General features: G+C 70.3%; 18 protein-coding genes. 7 read left to right on the forward strand and 11 right to left on the reverse strand.

Translation table 11 applies throughout. The features are described 5' to 3' along the window. Positions 1-160: 160 nt before the first annotated feature. Positions 161-2,269: an excinuclease ABC subunit UvrB gene (uvrB, locus tag ASG91_RS03225; protein WP_056921127.1), complete on the reverse strand. Its 2,109-nt coding sequence runs from the start codon at positions 2,267-2,269 to the stop codon at positions 161-163. Positions 2,270-2,362: 93 nt separating this feature from the next. On the opposite strand from uvrB, the gene ASG91_RS03230 reads away from it, so the two are divergent. Continuing rightward, positions 2,363-3,586: an MFS transporter gene (locus ASG91_RS03230; protein WP_235545354.1), complete on the forward strand. Its 1,224-nt coding sequence runs from the start codon at positions 2,363-2,365 to the stop codon at positions 3,584-3,586. A gap of 188 nt (positions 3,587-3,774) precedes the next feature. Here the strand turns inward: ASG91_RS03230 and ASG91_RS03235 are convergent, their stop codons facing one another. From ASG91_RS03235 to ASG91_RS03270, 8 genes are all read right to left on the reverse strand, one after another. Continuing rightward, positions 3,775-4,098, reverse strand: coding sequence for a DUF202 domain-containing protein (locus ASG91_RS03235; RefSeq protein ID WP_056921128.1), 324 nt, complete (start codon positions 4,096-4,098; stop codon positions 3,775-3,777). Then, positions 4,095-4,472, reverse strand: coding sequence for a YidH family protein (locus tag ASG91_RS03240; RefSeq protein ID WP_056921129.1), 378 nt, complete (start codon positions 4,470-4,472; stop codon positions 4,095-4,097). Before ASG91_RS03240 ends, ASG91_RS03235 begins: the two co-directional genes overlap by 4 nt. Then, positions 4,465-5,655 carry a dephospho-CoA kinase gene (gene coaE / locus ASG91_RS03245; RefSeq protein ID WP_056921262.1) on the reverse strand — a complete coding sequence of 397 codons (1,191 nt, stop codon included), beginning with the start codon at positions 5,653-5,655 and terminating at the stop codon, positions 4,465-4,467. The genes ASG91_RS03240 and coaE overlap by 8 nt, the downstream gene beginning before the upstream one ends. Positions 5,656-5,693: 38 nt before the next feature. Next, positions 5,694-6,158, reverse strand: a complete 465-nt coding sequence (locus ASG91_RS03250) for a PPOX class F420-dependent oxidoreductase (RefSeq protein ID WP_056921130.1) — start codon at positions 6,156-6,158, stop codon at positions 5,694-5,696. Positions 6,159-6,343: 185 nt separating this feature from the next. After that, positions 6,344-9,049: a hypothetical protein gene (locus tag ASG91_RS03255; RefSeq protein WP_056921131.1), complete on the reverse strand. Its 2,706-nt coding sequence runs from the start codon at positions 9,047-9,049 to the stop codon at positions 6,344-6,346. 352 nt (positions 9,050-9,401) lie between these two features. Next, positions 9,402-9,950 carry a GerMN domain-containing protein gene (locus ASG91_RS03260; protein WP_056921132.1) on the reverse strand — a complete coding sequence of 183 codons (549 nt, stop codon included), beginning with the start codon at positions 9,948-9,950 and terminating at the stop codon, positions 9,402-9,404. A 13-nt stretch (positions 9,951-9,963) separates the two neighbouring features. Continuing rightward, positions 9,964-11,286 carry a HAMP domain-containing sensor histidine kinase gene (locus tag ASG91_RS03265; protein WP_056921133.1) on the reverse strand — a complete coding sequence of 441 codons (1,323 nt, stop codon included), beginning with the start codon at positions 11,284-11,286 and terminating at the stop codon, positions 9,964-9,966. A gap of 80 nt (positions 11,287-11,366) precedes the next feature. Continuing rightward, entirely contained in the window at positions 11,367-12,050 is a 684-nt protein-coding gene (locus tag ASG91_RS03270; RefSeq protein ID WP_056921134.1) for a response regulator transcription factor, read from the reverse strand. Between the two features lie 239 nt (positions 12,051-12,289). Here ASG91_RS03270 and ASG91_RS03275 point away from each other — a divergent pair, with 239 nt between their 5' ends. Genes ASG91_RS03275 through ASG91_RS03295 form a run of 5 tightly spaced genes read left to right on the forward strand, consistent with a single transcriptional unit; the run spans position 12,290 to position 18,178 of the window. Continuing rightward, the gene (locus ASG91_RS03275; RefSeq protein WP_162257494.1) at positions 12,290-14,089 is read left to right on the forward strand and encodes an ABC transporter substrate-binding protein; all 1,800 of its coding nucleotides are present in this window, start codon (positions 12,290-12,292) and stop codon (positions 14,087-14,089) included. A 10-nt stretch (positions 14,090-14,099) separates the two neighbouring features. Continuing rightward, positions 14,100-15,158 (forward strand): ABC transporter ATP-binding protein, encoded by a 1,059-nt coding sequence (locus ASG91_RS03280; protein ID WP_056921263.1) that lies wholly within the window; start codon positions 14,100-14,102, stop codon positions 15,156-15,158. After that, positions 15,155-16,234, forward strand: coding sequence for an ABC transporter ATP-binding protein (locus tag ASG91_RS03285; protein ID WP_056921136.1), 1,080 nt, complete (start codon positions 15,155-15,157; stop codon positions 16,232-16,234). Before ASG91_RS03280 ends, ASG91_RS03285 begins: the two co-directional genes overlap by 4 nt. Beyond that, complete coding sequence (locus ASG91_RS03290) at positions 16,231-17,211, forward strand: ABC transporter permease (RefSeq protein WP_200961205.1); 981 nt, start codon at positions 16,231-16,233, stop codon at positions 17,209-17,211. Before ASG91_RS03285 ends, ASG91_RS03290 begins: the two co-directional genes overlap by 4 nt. 7 nt (positions 17,212-17,218) lie before the next feature. After that, entirely contained in the window at positions 17,219-18,178 is a 960-nt protein-coding gene (locus ASG91_RS03295; RefSeq protein WP_056921137.1) for an ABC transporter permease, read from the forward strand. 102 nt (positions 18,179-18,280) lie between these two features. Here ASG91_RS03295 and rpsA read toward each other — a convergent pair whose 3' ends face one another. Beyond that, positions 18,281-19,798, reverse strand: coding sequence for a 30S ribosomal protein S1 (rpsA, locus tag ASG91_RS03300; protein ID WP_056921138.1), 1,518 nt, complete (start codon positions 19,796-19,798; stop codon positions 18,281-18,283). A 152-nt stretch (positions 19,799-19,950) separates the two neighbouring features. Between rpsA and ASG91_RS03305 the strand changes: the two genes are divergently transcribed. After that, the gene (locus tag ASG91_RS03305; protein ID WP_056921139.1) at positions 19,951-20,766 is read left to right on the forward strand and encodes a class I SAM-dependent methyltransferase; all 816 of its coding nucleotides are present in this window, start codon (positions 19,951-19,953) and stop codon (positions 20,764-20,766) included. Positions 20,767-20,846: 80 nt separating this feature from the next. On the opposite strand, the gene ASG91_RS03310 is transcribed toward ASG91_RS03305, so the two are convergent. Continuing rightward, positions 20,847-21,806, reverse strand: coding sequence for a DUF3068 domain-containing protein (locus tag ASG91_RS03310; RefSeq protein ID WP_056921140.1), 960 nt, complete (start codon positions 21,804-21,806; stop codon positions 20,847-20,849). Positions 21,807-21,961 lie beyond the last annotated feature (155 nt).

The following is a 21,961-nucleotide window of genomic DNA, read 5'->3' on the forward strand; positions in this document are numbered from 1 at the left end:
GGGCCATCACGCTCATGAAGCTGTTGGCGCGGCAGGGTCCTGCAGCCATGGTGCACCTCCACCCTCAGGCTGTCAGGGACCCACCCGCGGTGTCTTCACGCAAATGACGCACACCACGCGTCATGTGCCTCAGGAGCCCTCGTCAGGCGCCAAACGACACCTACTGGGTCGCAGCGGACATTTGCCGCAGTTCCTTCTTCAGGTCACCGATCTCGTCACGCAGCCGGGCTGCCAGCTCGAAGTGCAGGTCCGCGGCGGCCTGGTGCATCTGGGCGGAGAGCTCCTGGATGAGGTTGGCGAGGTCGTTGGCCGGCAGGTTGCGCAACCGGTCGGCGGCGACGCCGGCATCGGCCTGGAGGGCGCCACGCCCTCCCCGGTTGGCGTTCTTGCCGCGCGACTGGCTGCGACCCGACCCGAGCAGCGCCTCGGTGTCGGCGTCCTCGCGGTTGAGGAGGTCGGTGATGTCCGCGATCTTCTTGCGCAGTGGCTGAGGGTCGACGCCGGCCTCGAGGTTGTAGGCGATCTGGATCTCACGGCGGCGCTGCGTCTCGTCGATCGCCTCCTGCATCGACGGCGTGACCTTGTCGGCGTACATGTGCACCTGGCCGGACACGTTGCGGGCCGCCCGACCGATGGTCTGGATCAGCGAACGGGCCGACCGCAGGAAGCCCTCCTTGTCGGCGTCGAGGATGCTGACCAGCGACACCTCGGGCAGGTCGAGTCCCTCGCGGAGCAGGTTGATGCCGACCAGGACGTCGTACTCCCCCATCCGCAGCTCTCGCAGCAGCTCCACCCGGCGCAGGGTGTCGACCTCGCTGTGCAGGTAGCGGACCCGCACCCCCTTGTCGAGCAGGTAGTCGGTGAGGTCCTCGGCCATCTTCTTCGTCAGCGTCGTCACGAGCACCCGCTCGTTGACCTTGACGCGCTCGCCGATCTCGTGGAGCAGGTCGTCGATCTGACCCTTCGTCGGCTTGAGCACCACCTCGGGGTCGATCAGCCCGGTCGGGCGGATGATCTGCTCGACGATCCCCTCGCTCTGCGCGAGCTCGTAGGGGCCGGGCGTGGCCGACAGGTAGACGGTCTGGCCGATCCGGTCGAGGAACTCCTCCCACCGCAGGGGTCGGTTGTCCATCGCGGAGGGCAGCCGGAAGCCGTGGTCGACGAGCTGGCGCTTGCGCGACATGTCGCCCTCGTACATCGCGCCGATCTGGGGCACGGTGACGTGCGACTCGTCGATGACCAGGAGGAAGTCCTCCGGGAAGTAGTCGAGCAGGGTGTTCGGGGCGGTCCCGCGGCCCCGGCCGTCGATGTGCATCGAGTAGTTCTCGATGCCCGAGCACGACCCGACCTGGCGCATCATCTCGATGTCGTAGGTGGTGCGCATGCGCAGCCGCTGGGCCTCGAGCAGCTTGCCCTGCTTCTCGAACGCGGCGAGCTGGTCGGCCAGCTCGAGCTCGATCCCCCGGATCGCCCGCTCCATCCGCTCGGGACCGGCGACGTAGTGCGTCGCCGGGAAGACGTACATCTCCTGCTCCTCGTGCATGATCTCGCCACTGACCGGGTGGAGGGTGTAGATCCGCTCGATCTCGTCGCCGAAGAACTCGATCCGGACGGCGAGCTCCTCGTAGACGGGGATGATCTCGACCGTGTCGCCCCGCACCCGGAAGGTGCCGCGGGTGAAGGCCAGGTCGTTGCGGGTGTACTGCATCTGGACGAAGCGCCTCAGCAGGTCGTCGCGGTTGACCTCCTGGCCGACCCGCAGCCGGGCCATCCGGTCGACGTACTCCTGGGGGGTGCCCAGACCGTAGATGCAGGAGACCGAGGCGACGACGATGACGTCCCGACGGGTGAGCAACGAGTTGGTGGCGCTGTGGCGCAGCCGCTCGACCTCGTCGTTGATCGAGGAGTCCTTCTCGATGTAGGTGTCCGTCTGCGGGATGTAGGCCTCGGGCTGGTAGTAGTCGTAGTAGGAGACGAAGTACTCGACGGCGTTGTTGGGCAGCAGCTCACGGAACTCGTTGGCCAGCTGGGCCGCCAGCGTCTTGTTGGGCGCCATCACCAGGGTCGGGCGCTGCACCTGCTCGACCAGCCACGCGGTGGTCGCGGACTTGCCGGTGCCGGTCGCACCCAGCAGCACGGTGTTCTTCTCCCCCGCCCGGATCCGCGTCGCGAGGTCGGCGATGGCGGTGGGCTGGTCTCCGGCCGGCTGGAAGTCGGAGATCACCTCGAACGGGGCGACCGTGCGCTGCAGGTCTGTCGTGGGACGCATGCGTCCAGCGTAGGCCGACCCTCCGACAGTGCCCGTCTCAGGATGCGGTGAGACGGCCTGCACGGCCGACCGCGCGAGGCGTAGGACTGGAGCGTGGCCACCGCGACGAGCTCCCACGGAAGGACCGCCTCACCGTCCTCGGACGTGGGAGCCGGCCGTCGGTGGGCGATGCTCGCGGTGAGCACGCTCGCCCAGACCGCGTCAGCGGTCGCCCTGCACGGCCCCGCCTTCCTCATCCCCGTCCTGCACACCCGCGAAGGGCTCTCGCTGGCCACGGCCGGACTCGTCAGCGCCGCGCCCATGGTGGGCGTCATGCTCACGCTCGTCGCGTGGGGCGTGGTCGTCGACCGCGGGGGCGAGCGACTGGCCCTCGTCACCGGCCTCGGGGTCACCGCCCTCGCCGCCCTCGCGAGCACGACGGCGCACGGGCCGGTGGGCTGGTGCGGCTGGCTGTTCGTCGCGGGCGCTGCAGCCGCCAGCGCGAACGCCGCCAGCGGGCGGGTCGTGGTCGGCTGGTTCCCGGCGGGCCGGCGAGGGCTCGCGATGGGCATCCGCCAGATGGCGCAACCACTCGGGGTGGCGGTCGCCGCGGTGACCATGCCGGTGCTGGCCGAGCACCACGGCATCCGCGTGGCCCTGGCGGTGCCGGCTGCGGCCGCCGCGCTCGCGTGCGTCGCTGTGGCGGTCGTCGTCAAGGACCCGCCGCGTCCCCGACGCACGGTCGACACGGCCCGCAACCCCTACCGCAGTGACCACACGCTGGCGCGGGTGCACGGCGTCTCGATGCTGCTGGTCGTGCCGCAGTTCCTCGTGTGGACCTACTCGCTCGCCTGGCTGGTCACCGACCGTGGCTGGTCGGCGGCCTCCGCGGGCGCCCTGGTCGCCGTCACCCAGGTCTGCGGAGCCCTGGGCCGGATCGGTGTGGGCGACCTGTCCGACCGGGTCGGGAGCCGGATGCGCCCGTTGCGGTGGGTTGCCGTCGCCGTCGTCGTGACGATGGGCCTACTCGGCGCCGCGGCCCACGAGGAGTGGGGCGTCGCCGTGCTCCTGCTCGTCGTCGCCTCGACGGTCACCGTGGCCGACAACGGCCTCGCCTTCACCGCCGTCGCCGAGCGCGCGGGGCCGTTCTGGTCAGGGCGGGCGCTCGGCGTCCAGAACACCGGCCAGTTCCTCACCGCTGCTGCGGTGCCCCCGCTCGCGGGTGCCCTCGTGAGCTGGACCGGGTATGCCGTGACGTTCGCCTCCGCGTCCGTCTTCGCCCTGGTCGCGCTGCCGCTGGTCCCGGTGCGGGACGAGCACGACCTCCGCGATCGCTGACGACTGCGCACCGACCGACGACTCCCCAGGCACCCCTGCGTCACGGATGGCGGGCTGGGTTGTCTCACAGGAGGACCGGGCAGGGAAACAACCGGTCCCTGAGGCGCCCGCCGGCGACGGAGACACCCCTGTCGCCGGTGGGTCCTCGGACCCGGGCGCCCGGTCGCCCAACGGTCCTCCAGGCCTGGTCAGCCCAGCCAGGCGGTGACGCCGAGCACGACGCCCCCCACGCCGGCGAGCACGGTCACGACGGCGACCTCGACCATCGGCTGGAACGGCGAGTAGCCACGGGTGTCGTCCAGGAGCTGGACGAAGCGGCGGCGCACCGACCCGACCAGCACGACGCTGATCCCCATCGCCACGGCACCGGCCACAGCCTGGAGCGGTCGGTCGGTCCGCAGTGCCACGAGCACCAGCGGCACCAGGGCCACCAGCGCGGTGACCGCCGTGCGCTGCCAGGCCAGGGCGGTGCGCTCGGGCTGGAGCGCAGCACGGTCCGGGAAGTCGCTCACCGCCCGGCGACCTCCACCAGCGCCAGGACCAGGGTGAGGCCACCCAGGACGACGACGCCTCCCGCGAGGATGACGAGGGCCCGCGGTGCGGGCAACGGTCGGCCCAGCCGCAGCGCGCGCTCGACCCGCGCCCAGGCGGTGACGGCCCGGACGGCCAGGGCGGCTCCGCCGATGCAGGCCGCGGCACCCACGAGGGCGGCCCAGGCGGGGAGCGTCGACAGGCTCGCCAGCGACACGAAAGCGATGCCGCCACCGACCAGGGCCAGCGCCGTGCGCATCCATGCCAGGGCGGTCCGCTCGTTGGACAGGGACGCCCGCGGGTCCGGCTCCTCGCCGACCCCGTAGACACTCGCGGGCCGGCGCTGCTCAGTCACCTGACGGGTCCCAGGCTGTCTCCGCCGCCCACGCCTCGGCCCGGTCGTGCGCGGCGTCGAACCACGGCTCCTTGGCTTCGGCGTACTCGGTCACGGTCGCCCCGCCGGCCGCAATCCGCCGCTTCTGCGCGGCATACTCCTGGCGCGCCTCGGGAACCGCGCGCATCCAGTCGCGGAACATCAGGGCCCAGCGCCACCCCGGGCTGCCGACATCGCGCACGTGCACGTGGGCCGGGCGACCGGGGTCGCTGCTGCCGTGGAACCGTTTCGGCCAGGGCACGCCGTCCTTGGAGCTGTCGTGGGCCACCGCCTCCGAGCGCGGGAAGCCTGCCGCCGCCAGCCGCGCGACCAGGGCCCCGTCGTCGGCGTCGGTGAGCGAGCGCACCCCGACCTGGAGGTCGATGACGTCCTTGGCGATGAGCCCTGGCACCGCGGTGCTGCCCACGTGGTCGACGGTCAGGGCGAGCTCGCCGAAGGCCAGCCGCAGCCGCTCGGCCACGCGGGCCGCCTGCGCCGGCCACGTCGGGTCAGTCTCCACCAGCGTCACCTGCTCGGGTCGGCGCGACCGTGTGCCGCGCCGAACGTTCTCCTCGAACGGCACGAGTCGCGACTCCCAGAGGTCGTCGACAGCTGCGAGGAGCTCGTCCTTGGGGCCGTCGTTCCGCAGCCACACGTCCGCCGCAGCGCGGCGCTGCTCGTCGGTCGCCTGCGCGGCGATCCGGCTGCGGGCGTCGGCCTCGGTCATGCCGCGGGTCTGCCTGAGGCGCTTCACCCGGGTCTCCTCGTCGGCACCCACGACGACGACCAGGTGGTAGCCGGGCCCGTAGTGCTTCTCGACGAGCAGCGGGACGTCGTGGACCACCACCGCGTCCGGAGGAGCAGCGGCGACCAGCTCCCGGGTGCGCTCGGCAATCAGGGGGTGCGTGATCGCCTCGAGGTCACGGCGCGAGGCCTCGTCGGCGAAGACCAGCGCTCCGAGGGCGGGGCGGTTCAGGGCGTCCTCGTCGTCGAGCACGGCGTCGCCGAACCGCTCGACGATGGCGGCCAGGCCACGACTCCCCGGGGAGACGACCTCCCGCGCCAGGAGGTCAGCATCGATGACAATGGCTCCGTGCGACGAAAGCCGTTGTGCCACAGTCGATTTCCCGGATCCGATGCCTCCCGTGAGGCCGACGCGCAGCATGGCCACCACCCTATCCGCATGGCGGTCGCGAGGCAGGGTCAGTCAGCGAGGCGAGGCGGGAAGCCGCCGGTGGCGACCGGGCCCCAGCGGGTCGGGGTGATCCGCAGGATCGACTTGTCCTGGTCGACCATCGCCCGGCGGTACTCGTCCCAGTCGGGGTGCTCACCGGAGATGTTGCGGAAGTACTCGACCAGTGGTTCGACCGACTCGGGAGCGTCGATCACCTCGCACTCCCCGTCGACCTGCACCCACGCGCCACCGAAGTCGTCGGAGAGCACGACCACGGACACGTCCGGACGCTTGCGCGCGTTGACGGTCTTGGCCCGGTCCCGGTAGCTGGAGACGACGATGCGTCCGCTGTCGTCGACCCCACCGGTCACCGGGGACGCCTGTGGTCGTCCGTCGGCCCGGCTGGTGATGACGAGCATGTGGTGACGGGGCCGGATGAAGTCGAGGAGCCCGTCGAGGTCGACATGGGTGTTGGTCGCGATCGTGCGTGCCATCCCCCGAGCCTAGACACCCTCAGGTGCCACCACCCCGCGACGGCGCACGCCGCGAGGCGAGCCCGCTGACGCCACGGACCACGCCGATGTGGAGCACCAGCTCGGTCTGCGACCCGACCACCCACGCAGGCAGCGCGAAGGTGTCGCGGGGTCCGGCCCGACGTCCGAGGACCGGGCAGCGCGGGTCAGGATGCCGCCGGCGCGGCGACGGCGTCCGACCGCGGACCCTCGACGCCGTGCTCGCGGACGCTGCTCACGGCATACCGGGGTGTCCCGGCGCCCGGCTCCGCATCCGTGAAGGTGAGGGTCGCGCTGGTGCCCACGAGGCGCTCGGGGCCACCGTCGACGGTGCGGTAGATGCGGTACTCCACCACGGCGTCCGAGTAGGTGTGCGGCACGGTCACCGCCGGCGGCGGCGACCAGGTCAGCTTCACGGCAGCGCCGTCCCGGCTGACGGAGACCCGCTGCGGTGGTGGCGGGTTCACCCGCAGCTGCTCCTCGGCGGTGAGCTCCTGGGGCACCGACGTCGGAGCAGCATTCGCCGACGTGGACACCCTGGGTGCCGAAGCGCTCGTCGGGGCCGAGACCTCGGGCTGGTGGTCTTCGGCCACCGTCGAGCCGCACCCGGCGAGGGCCAGCACCGTGACGGTCGCGCTGACCGTGGTCAGCTGTCGGAACAGGTTGGTGCTCATGAAACTTCGACGCCTCCCCTCGGACCGTGGTTCCCCCCGGTCGCCCGACTGGCGGGGAGCCGAAGCTCCCCGCCAGCCGTGCAGGTGGTGCTCCTTCGCCTCCTGGTAGGTGAGCTCGTGCGGAGCCTTCTCCGTCGCGCTCAGCCCAGCGGAGACCCCGCCACCGACCGTGCCGCCGCCGTAGGTCAGGTTCGCCCAGTTGTTCTGGGTGCCCAGGACCGACAGGCCGCCGGCGTTGTTGATGTCGGATGCGACGACCCCACCGGTGACACCGTCACAGTTCCAGTTGATCGGCAGGTTCGCCCCACCGACGGTGGTGCGCTGCGTGCCGTTCGGGCAGAACCAGCGGGTGCGGTAGGTCGCGGCACTGGCGCTCCCGAGCCCCGCGTTCTCGTTCAGGGCCGCCTCGTTGAGGTTCGGCAGGGTGAACGATGAGTAGGTGAAGCTCGGCGGGATGGTTCCCGTGCGCGGGATGCCGGTCACCTGGAACGCGTAGTTCATCACGCTCAGGTAGTTCGGCTCGAAGTTGGCGTGGTCGTCACCGCCGTGGCGGAGTCCGAGGTCGTGCCCGAACTCGTGGATGAACGTGCCCACCTTGGCGTCAGAGCTGCCGCCGCCACCCCAGAGCCCGAGCGTCACGACGAAGCTGTCGTTCGGGATGTTGAAGGCGTTGCCACTGCTGCTGCCACCGTCGTAGCCGTGGGCCCAGATCATGTAGTAGTAGACCTTGGCCCGAGCGGCGTTGAAGTTGGCGGACTTGATCGCGTTGAACTGAGCGGCGACCGGGTTGAGGTCCGCGTCGAACGGCACCAGGTTGCCTCCACCGAGGTTGAACGCAGCACCACGCGCCGCACCGGCGTCGAGGTGCAACCGGATGCCTGTGAGCCCGTCAGGGTTGTTGGCATACGGGGCAGCTGCGTAGGCAGCCACGATGCGGTTCAGGTCTGCGGCGAGCGGCAGGTGGCACGGGCAGACAGCCTCGGCCCCCATGTAGTCCATCTCGACGTAGAGGTCCTTGTGGACCGGCGTCGCACCCGGGAGCGCGACGTCGAAGGTGCCGTTGCCGTCGGAGTCGAGACCGTTGGCCTCCCACCCGTCGAGCAGCTTGTCGCCGTCGGTGTCGATCTGGCCGTAGTAGCGCGCCGACATCACCTGGGCCACCCAGGCAAGGCAGTCCGGACCACCGTCGACCGTGAACCTCGCACTGGTGTCACCCGGGTGGACCAGGCGGCCGAACGAGATGCTGTCGGTGTCCCACAGGTTGCCCGCGCTGTAGCGCGGGACCGGCCGGTCGGTGCCGTCCCAGTCCGGCGGGAAGACGTCGACGCCGTTGACCTTGCTGAACGGCTCGCTGGCGTTGGACTGTCCGTCCCCACCGATGAAGGTGGTGCGGAACTCACCGACCGGGTTCGATGCCGAGAAGCCGAAGGGCAGCGACGTGGTCATGGCGCCACCTGAGGTCATGCCGTAGCCGTTGGCGACGACGACCTGGGTCAGCGGGTAGCTGGGCTTGTCGTAGACGACGACGAGCGATGCGCCCTCGGCGAGCGGAGCCGCCGCAGAGGTCTTGAACGGGTCGGCGCCGTCGTGCCGGCTGGAGGCGAACCCCTTGAGGGAGTACCAGCCGTTGCCGGTCACGTAGCTGCCGACGTTGGCCCGGTACGCGTACCCGGTCGTCGTGCCGGCCCAACAGGGGCTGGCCCCCTGGCCGACCTTGATGCCCCGGATGGGCACACCCTTGAACGTCCCTGCCGAGAACGACGAGGACTCGCGGTTGCCGAGGATGCTCCAGTAGAGATAGGCCTCCACGACCTTGGCGCCGGCCGGAACGCCGGACACGTAGATCGACCCGGCACCCCGGTTGCGCAGGCCGACGCCCGAGGCGGTGTAGCCGCCGTGGACCGTCAGCTGTGCATAGGTCGATGGCGCTGCTCCGGAGACGCCGCCCACGCCCGAGGTCTTCGAGCCGGTGGCGACGCCCTTGCCGGGTGACACCTTCGCAGCGATGGCCGTCGCGGCCGACGGTGCGGATGCATCGACCACGGCCGCCGCGACGGGCGCCTTCTGGATGGTGATCGATGGTGCCGCCGAAGCGGCTGTCTGTGCCGTCGCGGCGGCAGCAGCAAAAGCTGCCCCGGCCGTGACGAGCACGGTGGCGAACCGCGCCGAACGGCGCAGCCCAGTGGTGGTTGATTTCATGCCGAGTCCTCCCCAAGACTCTTGTGTGCCGCCCGCCTGCGACCCGCATCTGTCCCCCGGTCGTCACCGCGCCCCCTGCGCTGGTGGACGGCCGCGGACCGCGACGTCACGTGCACACATCCCCTGTGCTGCGCCAGGATCCGACGGTGTCGGCCCCCCCTGCTGTCGCAGCAGCATCAGGTATAGGGCCACTGGCGTGCGTTCGCCATCAGTAGAATGACGTAGATCGTGGATAGATCCTTCAACTTCCACTCCTCGTGATTCACGACGTGAAGACAGCACTGCTCGTGATTCACGACGTGAAGACATCCCGCCGCGGGCCACCGCGCGGGCCACGAGCACGACCGGGCTGTTAGCCCGGCGGGTTGTATGCCGCGTAGTCCACTCGCGTGACCGGCCTCGTCACGAGCTGTCCGCTGGGGTCCGGCATCGGCAGTGAGCGGCTGCCCTGCACCAGCTGGACGCTCTGCGCCAGGCTGTTCGCCGTCACGGTGAACACCAGCTGGGCCATGGCGAGCGACTGCTCGTGCACGGAGATCCGCTCGAAGCCGGGCGGCAGGGTGATCCGGGCCACGCCGTCCTCGTCGACGACTCCACGCAGCGGGGTGCTGGCGATCGGCAGGGCGCTGCGGATGCCGGCTGCCGCCATCGCCGGTGTGACCGGCACGGCCAGCCCGACGAAGGACGGCTCGAGGCCGGCTCCGGGCGGCACGGTGCGGGTCAGCCGGGCCAGGTGGTCGCCCTGCACGAAGTAGACCGCCACCGTCAGCGGCACTCCCTGACGGCTGGGACCCGACGACGTCGCGGTCGTGGTCGGGGCCGAGGCGGGGACCGGACCGGCCTGGGTGCCGATCGAACACGCCGACAGCCCCAGTGCCACGGCGACCACGATGCCGGCCACGCGGCATACCGGGCTAGGACGAGATGGTGGGCAGCTCCACGACAAAGCGAGCACCTCCTCCCGGCCGCTCCTCGACGAGCACCTGACCCTCGTGCAGGGCCACGTGCCGCTGCACGATGGACAGCCCCAGGCCGACACCGGTGCGCTCACTCGACCCTCCCCGTGCGAAGCGCTCGAACACGCGCGCGCGGCGTTCGGGCACGATGCCGGGGCCGGCGTCCTCCACCACGATCCGCAGCCGGTGGGCGCCGGGCTCGACGCGGACGGCGGTGCACCCACCTCCGTGGGTCTCGGCGTTGCCGACGAGGTTGGCGACGACCCGCTCGAGGCGCCGCTTGTCGACCTCCATGGTCAGGGTGGCGACGGCGGGGTCCACCGTGGTGACGACCCGGCCGGCCGCGGCGTCAGCGGCGCGGCGCACCAGGTCTCCCACCCGGACCGTCTCCCGGACCACCTGGTCGCCGGCGTCGTGGCGGGAGATCTCGAGCAGGTCCACGACCAGGGCCCGGAACCGCTCCAGCTCGTCGGCCAGCAGGTCGACCGGCTCCCGCACCGACTCCGGCAGCTGCTCGCGGCGGTTCTGGATGACCTGCATCGAGTTGAGCATGGTCGTCATCGGCGTGCGCAGCTCGTGGCTCACGTCGACCGCGAACCGGGCATCGGCCACGACGTGGCGCTGGAGGTCCTCGACGGTGCGGTTGAAGGAGCCGGCCAGCTCCTCGAGGTCGGGGTCCCCGTCCGCGTCGAGGCGCGCCGAGAGCTGACCCGCCGCGACGTCGGCGGCCACGCGGTTGAGCTCGGTCAGCGGGCGCAGGGCCAACCGGCTCGCGAACCGTCCGACGCCCAGACCGATCAGCACGGTGACGACGGCGGCCGCGACCAGGCCCAGCGACAGGGCGCGGGCGGTCCGCTGCATCTCGTCGAGGGAGTAGATCTCGAAGTAGCTCCCTCGTCCCCCGTCCAACGGCAGGCCCACCGCGAGGTGCAGCGTCCCGTCGACCCGGATCCGCTGGGTGGCCTCCTGCCCGCCGCCCACCAGCGTCACCAGCGAGGTCGGCAGGCTGGCCGGGCCGAGGCTCGGCGAGGTGGCGTACCACCGCCCGTCCACGTGGGCGAGCACCGCGGCCGAGTCGGTGCCGGGCACTCCCTCGAGCACGGTCGGCAGGTCGGCGACGCCGGTCGAGAGGGCGGTCTCCACCTCACCCCGGTCGAGCGAGGTCTCGACGAGCGCGGTCTGTTCCGTCTGCGACACCATCGTGCGCGTCACGAGCGTCCAGGCCAGCCCGGACAGCAACGCCGAGAGCCCGAGCGCCAGCAGCCCGAACCCGAGGGTCACCCGCCCCCGGACCCCGAACCTGCGCGCGGGAAGAAACCGACGCAGGCCCCGCGCACCAGCGCCCGCTCCCCCGCCGGCCACTAGCCCGCCAGCCGGTAGCCCAGCCCCCGGGCCGTGACCACGTAGCGAGGGCTGGCGGGGTCGCGCTCGACCTTGGTCCGCAGCCGGCGGATGTGCACGTCGACGATCCGCGAGTCGCCGAAGTAGCCGTAGCCCCAGACCTTGTCGAGCAGGTCCTCACGGCTCAGGATCCGCCCCTCGGCGACGGCGAGCTCGGCCAGGAGACGAAACTCCGTGCGGGTCAAGGCAACTGGCTCCCCGTCACGGAGCACCACGCCGTCGTCGAGGCCGATCGACAGGTCGCCCACCGTGGGTCGTCGGGGGCGGTGGTCGACGGCGGGCTCGACCCGTCGCAGGAGCGCGCGGATCCGCGCCGAGAGCTCCTTGGCGACGAGCGGCTTGGTCACGTAGTCATCGGCACCGGCCTCCAACCCGGCGACCACGTCGTGGCTGTCGGAGCGGGCGGTGACCATGATGACCGGGACGGTGCTGCGATGCCTGATCTCACGGCACACCGAGAAGCCGTCGGTGTCCGGGAGCATCACGTCGAGCAGCACGACATCGGGCTCCTCGCGCGGCAGGTCGGCCAGACCCTGCTCCCCCGTGGCCGCCTCGGACACGTGGTAGCCCTCGTCCTCCAGGGCCAGGCGGAGCACCCGCCTGACCCGGGGGTCGTCCTCAACCAGCAGCACGCGCCGCGTCACGTCGTCAGTATCACACCGCCCGCGTGAGCCGTCCGGAAGTTCTGTCGCTCATGGCGTTCCGTCACGCAATCGTCATGAAGCCACGGGCCGTGTGACAGCGCATTTGCGGTCCCATGACGCTTCCCGGCGCGCCCTCCCACGGCTGCGGTGCGGTGCCTAGGTTCGCAGTCGACCTGCCCTGCACGACCGGGCAGCTCCTCCTTCAACCCAGCTCCGTCCACCCACCCGAGGAGAACGAGATGACCCCCAGGAAACGTCGGCTCGCAGCGGTGGCCACCGCCTGCACTGCGAGTCTCGGACTGGCTGCCTGCGCCAGCAGCACCGGCACCACGACCGGCTCGTCGGCCACCAGCGGCACCGCCGTCAAGGGCGGCACCCTCAACATGCTGGGTGTCGGCGACGTCGACTACATGGACCCGAACATCAGCTACTACTCGGGTGGCTACGTGGCCCTACGACTGTGGAGCCGCCAGCTCTTCACCTATCCCGCCATCAAGGACCAGACCACCAAGGCCGCCCCTGACCTGGCGACCGCGATCCCGACCGAGGGCAACGGCATCAGTGCCGACGGCAAGACCTACACCATCGCCATCCGCCAGGGCGCGAAGTGGGACACCAGCCCGGCGCGGCAGGTGACGGCACAGGACATGGTGCGAGGCGTCAAGCGCACCTGCAACCCGGTCCAGCCGTTCGGCGGCCTGCCGGACTACGCCGACCTCATCGTCGGCTTCCAGTCGTTCTGCGACGGCTTCGCCAAGGTGGCCAAGACGCCCGCCGCCCTGGCGGCATACGTGGACAAGACCCCGGTGGCCGGTCTCCAGGCGAAGGACGACCAGACGGTGGTCTTCCAGCTCACCCACCCGGCCAGCTACTTCGTCGACATGCTCACCCTGCCGTCCTTCTCCCCGGCCCCCAAGGAGTACGACGCCTACCTGCCGGCCAGCCCCGAGCTGGCCGCGCACACCATCTCCGACGGCCCCTACAAGGTCGACTCCTACACCCCGACGAAGAACATCACCTTCAGCCGCAACCCAGCCTGGGACGGCGCCACGGACCCGATCCGCAAGGCGTACGTCGACAAGGTCGTCATCAACGAGACGGTCAGCCAGGACTCGGTCCAGCAGCAGCTCCAGACCGGCACCCCGAGCGCCGACATGGCCTTCGACACGTTCCCGCCGCCGTCGCAGCTGTCGGCCCTGATCGCGAAGAAGGACCCGCTGCTCAACCTCGGGGAGGGCTCGTCGAACAACCCGTACCTCGTCTACAACACCGTCTCGCCGAGCAACAACAAGGCGTTGCAGAAGAAGGAGGTGCGGCAGGCGCTGTCCTACGCGCTCAACCGCACCAACATCATCCAGGTGCTCGGTGGACCCAAGGTCAACCCGCCACTCACCCACGTCCTGCCGAGCAACGTCGTCGGTGGGGAGCAGAACTTCGACCCGTACCCGAACGACCCGGCCAAGGCCAAGTCGATGCTGGCAGCAGCCGGCTACCCCAACGGCCTGACGCTGAAGATGTTGTACCGCAACGCCTCCGAGGGTCAGAGCAAGTCCTTCCAGACCGTGCAGCAGGACCTGTCGAAGATCGGCATCAAGGTCGTCGGCGTCCCGTCGCCCAGCGCAGACTTCTACACGAAGTACCTGCAGGTGCCGACCGTCGCCCAGCGCGGCGTGTGGGACATCGCGATCGCCGGGTGGGGAGCCGACTGGTACGGCAACGCCGCGCTGTCGTTCTTCAAGCCGCTCTACTTCGGCAAGGCGGCCTTCCCGCCGGTCGGCAGCAACTTCGGCTTCTACGACAGCCCGACCACCAACGCGCTGATCGACCAGGCCTCGACGGCCAAGACCGAGGACGAGGCCAGGGTCCTGTGGGCCAAGGCCGACCACCAGGTGATGGACGACGCGATCTTCTTCCCGATCACCAACCCGATCACCGCGAACTACCGGGCGGCCCAGGTGAACAACGCGGTCTTCATCCCCGCCTTCCAGCAGTTCGACCCCGCGAACGTGTGGCTCGCCGCGGGCAAGCAGGGTGGCTGAGGAGACCGCCATGGCACTGCTGGAGGTTCGTGACCTCGAGGTCGCCTTCAACACCGCCGACGGTGTCGTCCAGGCCGTGCGCGGACTCTCCTTCGATGTCGAGCGTGGCAGCACGCTCGCCATCGTCGGGGAGTCCGGCTCGGGCAAGAGCGTGGCGACCCAGACCATCGCCGGCCTGACCCGCGGCGCCCGCGTGAGCGGCACCGCACGGTTCGACGGCATCGACCTCATCGGGGCCGACCCGGAGGTCCTGCGCCGGGTGCGGGGCGCGCAGATCGGCATGATCTTCCAGGACCCGCTGTCGAGCCTGCACCCCTACTACACCGTCGGCTGGCAGATCGTCGAGATGATCAGGGCGCACCGCAAGGTCACCAAAGCCGTTGCGCAGCAACGGGCCGCAGAGCTGCTGTCCATCGTCGGGATCCCCCGCGCCGAGCAACGGATCCACGACTACCCGCACCAGTTCTCGGGCGGGATGCGGCAGCGCGTCATGATCGCCATGGCGATGGCCCTCGACCCGGCGCTGCTCATCGCGGACGAGCCGACGACGGCCTTGGACGTGACCGTCCAGGCACAGGTGCTCGACGTGATGCGTAGCCTCCAGGAACGGTTCGGGACGGCCATCATCCTCATCACCCACGACCTCGGCGTGGTCGCCGAGATGGCCGACGAGGTGGTGGTCATGTACGCCGGGGCGGTGATGGAGCGGGCCCCGCGCCGGACGCTGTTCTACCGGAACCACCACCCGTACACCGAGGGACTGCTTGCGTCCCTGCCGTCCCAAGGCGGCACCGGCCAGCGGCTCACCCCGATCCCGGGGTCGCCGCCCTCGCTGATCAGCCTGCCGGCCGGGTGCCCGTTCGCACCGCGCTGCCGCTACGCGTTCGACCGGTGCTGGAGCGTCGCGCCGCCCCTGGACATGGTCCACGACGACCCCGCGCACCGCTCCGCCTGCTGGCTCGCGGACGACGCCCAGGGACGCAGGGACAACCAGGCCCGCAACGCAGCCGAGGCGGCAGCAGCTGGCTCAAGCGACCGCACGCCGACCCCGGCTGGAGTCGGGCCATGAGGTCCGAGGTCCTGCTGCGCGCCGAGGAGGTCGTCAAGTCGTTCCCCGTGCGCTCGTCGGGGCTGCGCCGCACGCACGACGTGGTGCAGGCCGTGGCGGGGGTCAGCCTCGAGGTCCGGCGCGGTGAGACCCTCGGCCTCGTGGGCGAGACCGGGTGCGGGAAGTCCACCCTCGCGCGCTGCCTGGCGCGGCTCTACGACCTGACGTCGGGCACGGTGACCTTCGAGGACCGCGACATCAGCACGCTGTCGGGTCGCGAGATGCGGCCCCTGCGCCAGGACATCCAGGTGATCTTCCAGGACCCGTACGGCTCGCTGAACCCCCGGCGGCGGGTGGGCTCGATCATCGGCGACCCCTTCGTCATCCACGGGATCGGCTCGGCCGCCGACCGCAAGCGCACCGTGCAGGAGCTGATGGAGCGGGTCGGGCTGAACCCCGAGCACTACAACCGGTTCCCGGCCGAGTTCTCCGGCGGCCAGCGACAACGGATCGGGGTCGCCCGTGCGCTGGCGCTGCGGCCCAAGCTCGTGATCTGCGACGAGCCGGTGTCGGCACTGGACGTGTCGATCCAGGCGCAGATCATCAACCTGCTGGTCGACCTCCAGGACGACTTCGGGCTGACCTACCTTTTCATCTCGCACGACCTCTCGGTGATCCGTCACGTGAGCGACCGCATCGCGGTGATGCACCTGGGCAAGATCGCCGAGCTCGCCCCCGCGGCCCAGCTGTTCGACCACACCCGCCACCCGTACACCCGGTCGCTGCTCTCCGCGCTGCCGCACGCCGACCCGGACGTGGCCGACAGCCGGGAGCGGATCGTGCTCGTGGGCGACCTGCCCACGCCGACCAACCCCCCGTCGGGGTGCCGGTTCCACACGCGGTGCCCCAAGGCGCGCGAGGACTGTGCCGTCACCGACCCGCGGCTGGTGCCGGTGCTCGGGGACGGGCCGGTGCACCTGACGGCCTGCCTGCACCCGCTGGCCGTGGGCGAGGACCTCTCGCTGGCCAGGCCGCGGGTGAGTGACACCGAGATCGACACCCGGCCGCGCCGGGCCGAGGAGGCTGAGTCCGCATGAGCGACACCGCAGATGTCGTGGCCGTGATGAGCCCATCGGGCCCCGAGTCCGACCCGCATGCCACCACCCGACCCACCGCGGCCAAGGGCATCGAGGGCCGCACGCCGTGGCAGCTGGCGTGGCAACGGCTGCGCCGCGACCGCGTGGCGATGGTGTCGCTCGTCGTCATCGGCCTCATCGTCCTGATGGCCATCGCGGCGCCCCTGGCCGCGCTGGTCACCGGTCACCCGGTCAACGAGCAGTACCGCACCATCGGGCTCACCCCGGACGGCCTCCCCCGCGGCCCGTCGAGCGAGTTCTGGCTCGGGACCGACGACCTCGGCCGCGACATCCTCGTCCGCATCGCGTACGGCGCCCGCATCTCGCTGCTCGTCGGTGTGGCCTCGACGATCCTCACCGTCGTGATCGGCGTGGTGATCGGCCTGGCCGCCGGCTTCCTCGGCGGCGCCGTCGACACGGTGCTGGCCCGCCTCATCGACGTGGTCCTGTCGGTGCCGTTCCTGCTGGTCGCGATCGCCCTGGTCTCGATCACCGGGCCGAGCCTCATCGTGACGGTCCTGGTCATCGGGTTCTTCAGCTGGGCGTCGGTCGCCCGCATCGTGCGGGGGCAGGTGCTGTCGATGCGGGAGCGCGAGTTCGTGGAGGCCGCCCGGTCCCTGGGCGCCTCCAACTCGCGGATCATGTTCGTCGACATCCTGCCCAACGTCCTTGCGCCGGTGATCGTCTACGCGTCACTGCTGATCCCCGTGGTCATCGTGGTCGAGGCGACCCTGTCGTTCCTCGGGCTCGGCCTCGCCCCGCCCACGGCCGACTGGGGCGGGATGATCAGCGAGGCCCAGACCTACTACACGACCTCGTGGTGGTTCGTCGTCTTCCCCGGAGCCGCGCTGCTCATCACGACGCTGGCCTTCAACCTGCTCGGCGACGGCATCCGCGACGCCTTCGACCCGCGCTCCGAGCGCCTGATGGCGAAGTGAGGACCTCATGGTGCGCTTCCTGATCCGGCGCGTGGCGCTGGGCTTCCTCGTCCTGTGGCTGATCACCGTGGCGGTCTTCGGCCTGTTCTTCGTCGCCCCCAACAACGTCGCCCGCACGCTGGCCGGCCGACAGGCCACGCCCGAGACCGTCGCGGCGATCTCCCACCGGCTCGGGCTGGACCAGCCGTTGTGGAAGCAGTACCTCGACTTCGTCGGCAACGCGCTGCACGGGGACCTCGGCTACGACTACTACCACCAGGTGCCGGTCACGACGATCCTCGGCTCGGCGCTGCCGATCACCCTGTCGCTGGTGTTCGGGGCCGCCTTCCTGTGGCTCGGCCTGGGTGTCTTCAACGGCGTCATCTCGGCCACCCACCCACGCTCGTTCACCGACCGGTCACTGACCGCGCTCAGCCTGTTCTTCTACTCCACGCCGACGTTCCTGCTCGGCATCCTCCTGCTCTACGTCCTCTACTTCCGGCTCACCCTCGCCGGGCACACGGCCTTCCCTGCTGGGGGCTACGCGCCCTTCGGCGGTGGCCTCGGGCCCTGGGCGCAGCACCTGGTCCTGCCCTGGTTCACGCTGGCGCTGGTGTCGGCCGCGACCTACACGCGACTGACCCGGGCGTCGATGCTCGACGTGCTCGGCGAGGACTACGTGCGCACCGCCCGGTCCAAGGGGATCGGCGAGCGACGCGTGGTCCTGCGCCACGGGCTGCGGGCCGCGCTCACCCCCATCGTCACGCAGTTCGGGATCGACGTCGGGTCGCTGCTCGGCGGGGTGGTCGTCACCGAGACCGTGTTCAGCCTCCCCGGGCTGGGCAAGACCGCGATCGACGCGATCAACCAGCAGGACCTCCCGGTGATCATCGGGATCGTCCTCTTCGCGGCCGCAGCGGTCGTGGTCGCCAACATCCTGGTCGACCTCGCGTACGCCGTGCTCGACCCGCGCGTCCGCCTGCACTGAGGCACGGCGAGAGGCCCGGCCCCCAGACGGGGACCGGGCCTCTCGCTACGTCACAGACCGAGCCGGCCACGCGGCACACGAGGTATGCCGCGTGGCGTGGGCTCAGTTGCCGGTGAGCTTCTCGCGCAGTGCGGCGAGGGCCTCGTCAGAGGCCAGGGTGCCCTCGGACGCCGGGACGGCCGGGCGGCTGCTGCTGCTGCTGCCCGAGTCGCTGTCGGAGTCGGCTGCTGCGGAAGAACCCGAGTCGGACGAGTAGGACGTCGCGGCACCAGCGTTGGCGGCTGCCTCGGCGTCGGCCTTGGTGGCCTCCTCGACCTGGGTCTTGTGAGCCTCCCAGCGGGTGTGGGCCTCGGCGTACTGCTTCTCCCACTTCTCACGCTGGGTGTCGAAGCCCTCGAGCCACTCGTTGGTCTCCGGGTCGAAGCCCTCCGGGTACTTGTAGTTGCCGGCCTCGTCGTACTCCGCGGCCATGCCGTAGAGGGTCGGGTCGAACTCGGCGACGGGCGCGCTGTCGTCGTTGGCCTGTTTGAGGCTCAGCGAGATCCGGCGACGCTCGAGGTCGATGTCGATGACCTTGACGAAGATGTCGGAACCGACCGTGACGACCTGCTCCGGCAGCTCCACGTGGCGCTCGGCCAGCTCGGAGATGTGGACCAGGCCCTCGATGCCGTCGTCCACGCGGACGAACGCACCGAACGGGACCAGCTTGGTGACCTTGCCCGGCACGACCTGACCGATCGCGTGGGTGCGGGCGAAGTGCTGCCACGGGTCTTCCTGGGTCGCCTTGAGCGACAGGGAGACACGCTCGCGGTCCATGTCGACGTCGAGGACCTCGACGGTGACCTCCTGGCCGACCTCGACAACCTCGGACGGGTGGTCGATGTGCTTCCAGGACAGCTCGGACACGTGGACGAGACCGTCGACGCCGCCGAGGTCCACGAACGCACCGAAGTTGACGATGGAGGACACGACGCCGGAGCGGACCTGCCCCTTCTGGAGCTCCTTGAGGAACGTGGTGCGCACCTCGGACTGGGTCTGCTCGAGCCACGCACGGCGCGACAGGACCACGTTGTTGCGGTTCTTGTCGAGCTCGATGATCTTGGCCTCGATCTCCTTGCCCACGTAGGGCTGGAGGTCGCGGACGCGACGCATCTCCACGAGCGAGGCGGGGAGGAAGCCGCGCAGGCCGATGTCGAGGATGAGTCCACCCTTGACGACCTCGATGACGGTGCCGGTGACGACGCCGTCCTCTTCCTTGATCTTCTCGATCGTGCCCCAGGCGCGCTCGTACTGCGCACGCTTCTTGGACAGGATCAGCCGACCTTCCTTGTCCTCCTTCTGGAGGACCAGGGCCTCGACCTCGTCGCCGACCTTGACGACCTCAGAGGGGTCGACGTCGTGCTTGATCGAGAGCTCGCGGGAGGGGATGACACCCTCGGTCTTGTAGCCGATGTCGAGCAGGACCTCGTCCCGGTCGACCTTGACGATGACACCCTCGACGATGTCTCCGTCATTGAAATCCTTGATCGTCGCGTCGATCGCGGCGAGCAGTTCTTCCTCGGTGCCGATGTCGTTGATGGCAACCTGAGGGGCGGTCTTTTCGACCGTGCTGGCAGTCATGTAGTAGGAACTCCGATGGTGGACAGTGAATAGAAGGTGTTGGTTGTGCTCACGCGAACCGGGCCGCCGGACGGCGGCACGACGAAGCGCGCACACGGAAGTGCCTCCCTACCCTACCGACGCCGTCCCTGCAGGGTCAAAACGCGAGAGGTATGCCGTTGAGTGAGTATGCGCAGGTCAGCCGTCGCGAGGCGGGTCCGGAGGAGACCGCTGCCGCGAACCGGTCGTGGTGGGACGCGGAGGCCGGCGACTACTACGCCGAGCACGGCACCTTCCTGGGTGACGCGGACTTCGTCTGGGGGCCCGAGGGCTGGCGGGAGGACGAGCTCCGGCTGCTGGGCGACCTGGCCGGTCGCCGCGTGCTCGAGATCGGGGCCGGCGCCGGGCAGTGCGCCCGCTGGGTGTCCGCCGCCGGAGCAGAGGTCGTCGCCACCGACCTGTCGGCCGGGATGGTCCGGCAGGGTCTCGACCTGAACCGCACGGTCACACCCCCGGCCGAGCCGGTGCCGTTCGCCCAGTGCGACGCGGTCGAGCTGCCGTTCGCCGACGGCAGCTTCGACACGGTCTTCACCGCCTATGGCGCCGTCCCCTTCGTGGCGGACACCGCGCGCCTGATGCGCGAGGTCGCGCGGGTGCTGCGGCCCGGCGGCCGGTTCGTGTTCTCGACCACGCACCCCTTCCGGTGGGCCTTCCCCGACGACCCCGGTGCCGGCGGCCTGACGCTGACCCAGTCCTACTTCGACCGCACCCCGTACGTCGAGGCCGACTCCGACGGCGAGGCCACCTACGTCGAGCACCACCGCACCGTGGGCGACCGGGTGCGTGAGCTGGTGGCCGCCGGGCTGGTCCTCGTCGACCTCGTCGAGCCCGAGTGGCCGGAGCGCAACCAGGCGGCCTGGGGCGGCTGGTCACCCCTGCGCGGCGGCTACTTCCCCGGCACCGCCATCTTCGTCTGCCTGCGGGCCTGACGGACGTTTCGACCTCGACAGGCCTCGAGGGCCGACCGGATCGCTCCGGTCGGCCCTCGATGGACGTGCTGGGTGGTGCCTCAGACTGCTTCGCGACGTCCTCGGGGGGCGCTGCCGCGGACGGCGAGGAAGCCCACGAGGATCAGGATGACGCCGAGGATGAGGAAGGTCAGCGGGAGCGTGCTGTGCACGAGCGCGAGCTTCGACCCCTTGTCGCCGGCGTCCTCCGCGTTGGCCTTCACGGTCGCGTCGTCGTACTTGATCGTGCCCTTCTGCAAGGTGACGATGTCCGCGCCGTCCTTCTGGAAGCGGGTGTTGAGCACTTCCTCACCCTTGACGACGATGCCGGTGTTGGGCTCGACCCAGATGGTGCGGGTGTTCTCGTAGACGCGGTCGACCGTGACGTTGCCGGTGGCCTTGGGGTCACCCGCCAGCGAGGCCGGGATGTCCTGCTGGGTGTACGGCGTGGCCGGGATGACCATGCGGTAGACGTAGACGTCGGTGCCGAACAGGTTCTCGGTGCGGACGAACTTGGCGTCGACCGGCTTCAGCAGGGTGTTGTCCCACCACTGGTAGGTCTGCTTCTGCGCGTTGAAGGGCATCTTGAAGATGAGTCCCTTGTAGGCGGTCGCGGTCCGGTCGGCGGGGTCCTCGGTGGCGGAGTTGTACGTGTCGCAGCACTGGACGGCCTGACCGGTGGTGCGGTCCATGGCGACCCGCTGCAGACCAGCGGAGAGCACCACGCCGTTCTGGTCGGTCGAGCGCACGAAGCTGTCCCAGACGGCGACGTTGCCACCCTGCTTCGTCTGGGCGGCCTGGTCGGCCTTGACGAAGCGGGTCGAGGTGAGGGTCAGGCCGGTCTTGGTCTCCAGGTCGGCGACGTAGAACGCCTCCATGTTCTGACCCTGGGAGACGGACTTGGAGTACTGGTCCAGCGGCACCTTCGCCAGCGCCGGGTAGGCGTAGACCTTGAGCATCAGTGCCGAGACGAGGAGAAAAGCTCCCAGCCCCAACCCGATGAGACCAGCGACCTTGCGCATCCAGAAACCTTTCGTTGCGGTCCGACGGCGACCGCGCAGCGCAGGTGCTGGCGCGGCTGGACCCCGGCGGCCAGCTGACTGATGACTATCCTGCGGGCATGGCCGAAGCCGACCCGACTGGCGGGACTCTACCAGCGAGTAGGGCGGCGACGAGC

The organism is Phycicoccus sp. Soil802, from assembly GCF_001429605.1.
Lineage (GTDB): Bacteria > Actinomycetota > Actinomycetes > Actinomycetales > Dermatophilaceae > Pedococcus.